The 2,392-nt window shown below is 65.9% G+C and carries 2 protein-coding genes and 1 pseudogene; 1 reads left to right on the top strand and 2 read right to left on the bottom strand.

Annotated features, from left to right (window positions below; all coding sequences use genetic code 11):
• On the top strand, window positions 1–212 hold a 212-nt coding region (locus U9980_RS28585; protein ID WP_416210302.1), incomplete at its 5' end, for a hypothetical protein.
• Window positions 213–218: 6 nt separating this feature from the next.
• Here the strand turns inward: U9980_RS28585 and U9980_RS17270 are convergent.
• Together U9980_RS17270 and U9980_RS17275 are read right to left on the bottom strand one after the other, a co-directional pair.
• Window positions 219–637, bottom strand: a pseudogene (locus U9980_RS17270) (transposase); the annotation flags it as partial.
• A gap of 468 nt (window positions 638–1,105) precedes the next feature.
• Window positions 1,106–2,083: a helix-turn-helix domain-containing protein gene (locus tag U9980_RS17275; protein WP_322768860.1), complete on the bottom strand. Its 978-nt coding sequence runs from the start codon at window positions 2,081–2,083 to the stop codon at window positions 1,106–1,108.
• Between the last annotated feature and the right edge of the window lie 309 nt (window positions 2,084–2,392).

Below are 2,392 nucleotides of genomic sequence, written 5' to 3' on the forward strand. Positions count from 1 at the left end.
CCGGCGCCAGGCGGCGCCTCGCGTCGTTGTCGTCAGCCCAGGTAGAACACCGCTACCTGGGCCTCCTCCGCCTCGCGACGCATCCACCTGACATCCACCCGCGAATGAGTGTGGTGGTCCCGGACACACCGCCGACGGCGCCGGGCCGCCTCGATCAGCAGCGGGGCGAACCGCTGCACCCTCCGGTAGACCGTGACGTAGTCGACTTCTAACCCGCGTTCCGACAGAACATGGATCTTCGAGTCGGGCTTGTCGGGATCGATCGGGTTCGAACCCGTCAGCGTGCCCCCTTTTTTGCCCGCAGGCTCGCCGCGTCCACGATCGCCGACGACCAGTCGACGTCGCCCGCGCCGCCGTGGACGTCCAGCATCACCTGGTGCAGCCGCGGCCACACTCCCGCCTTCGTCCAGGCCTGGAACCGGCGGTGCGCCGTTGGTCGGGACACCCCGAACTCCTCGGGCAGGTGCCGCCACGAACAGCCCGCGGTCAACACGTAGACGACCGCGGTGAACACCGCCCGGTCCTCCACCGGCGCTGTCCCTCCGCCCTGCGGGCGGGACTGGAACCCCGGCAGCAACGGCTCCACCAGTTCCCACAGATCATCCGGCACCAGCCGGTCAGCAAGACGAGTACCCATTCTTTCTGTGGTCCGTCAACTTCACCCGACCCACCACATGAGACCCTCTCGAAGGGCGGTATTTCGAACATTTCGCATTCTCTTCCATGCCCCTTTATAGAGATCTTCTGTTATGCGGTGAAATAGGCGCCGCATGATTGTAAAGAGAAGCAGATTCTGTACAAAGAGTGCCAAGAATTGTATGATCGGCGAGTTGGTGTTCCAGCCGAACTTTTATGATCAATTGAGAAAAGTGGCTGCGGCCGAGAATCACGAATGGTTGATATGACCGTCAGGGTCCGGCAACTAAGAGCGCCCGGCCCCGCGACGCCGCGTCCCCTCTTGTCGGGCGCTCTGATGTTCGACGCGCTCTTACATCACACCCCCCTTCAGCGAGGACACACGAGGAATCCGCGTCGAGTGTGCTCCGGGTTCGGGTGGAATTTCGTTGACGGTCAGCGCCAAGTGGTTGACGATGCGCGCCAGCGGTCAGCTGGGGATGTCGTGGTGGTGGGCGCGGTAGGCCTGCGGGGCCATCCCGTGGGTGGCGCGGAAGACCCGGCTGAAGTGGGCCGGGCTGGTAAAACCCCAGCGGGCGGCGATGGCGTGGATCGGCCGGGTGTACAGCCGTGGGTCGGTGAGGTCGCGGCGGGCGTACTCCAGTCGGCGGGTGCGGATCCAGCCGGCGACGGTGCTGTCGTGGGTGTGGAACAGCCGGTGCAGGGTGCGGGTGGACAGGTGATGGGCAGCGGCGATCATCTCCGGGGACAGGGCCGGGTCGCCGAGGTGCTGGTGGATGAAGGCCTGGATACGGGCGAACAGGGCCCGCTGATGCGCCTCGGGGGGCAGCACGGTGGGGGAATCGAGGGTGTGGGCGAGCAGGGCCGCCACCAGGTCGACGGTGACGGTGGCCAGGCGGGCAGCGTCGGCCGGGCTGTACTGGCCGGCGTTTCTGATGAGGTCACCGAGGTAGCGCGTGACGAGCGCGCCGATCCCGTCTCGGCCGGACATGCGCACGGTGAGCAGGGATTTGACCGTGTGCTCGGGCAGCGGTAGCAGTGCGCGGGGAATTCCGGCGAGTATCCCTGCTCCGTGGTGGCCTGCGGCCACGGTGGTGAGACTGCGGAACGGGCGGGAGCTGTCGTGGAGCGTCACGTCACCCGGTCTAAGGATGACATTTTGGCCACCTTGTGTGATGTTTACGTGTCCGTGCAGGTTGACCGAGAGGTGGTAGAGCTCGGGGTCGGACTGGCGGATCAGCTTCGGGGTGCGGCGCGCCTCCAGGGACGGGTGCCGGAGCAGCCCCACCTGAATCTCGCCCAGCGTCACCGTGCGGACCGTCGCCCGAAAATCGGCCGTCTGGTCGCAGTGAATCTGGTAGGGCGCGATCGTCCGAGAGATTGCCTCCAGCCAGAACGCGAACCGTTCACCGACCGGAAGATCCTCCGTGCGGATCACCGTCTCCACAGTCGCTCCCTGCCGCGGCGCGCCATACGCATGTAATAGTGGCTATCGGCTATTTCGATCCAGTAGCCCACATGGTGGACATCGCATGGTCGCATCTGGGGACTCTCGGTGCAGAGAGGGTGGCCCCCATCGCCATCCTGTCAAAACGAGCTCATCAGCATCGCAGACCCAGCGGCTGACCGGGACACCCGGGGGCCTCAGCAGGTCGAACGCAAGCCGCGCATCGCCCCAGGCCAGTCCGATCACAAGAACGGTCGCGGCGTTCCGGGACGGGTAGGTCCGGCCGGGCACGCCGGCCACCCCGGGGGA

This window comes from Protofrankia sp. Cr1 (assembly GCF_963555865.1).
GTDB lineage: Bacteria > Actinomycetota > Actinomycetes > Frankiales > Frankiaceae > Protofrankia.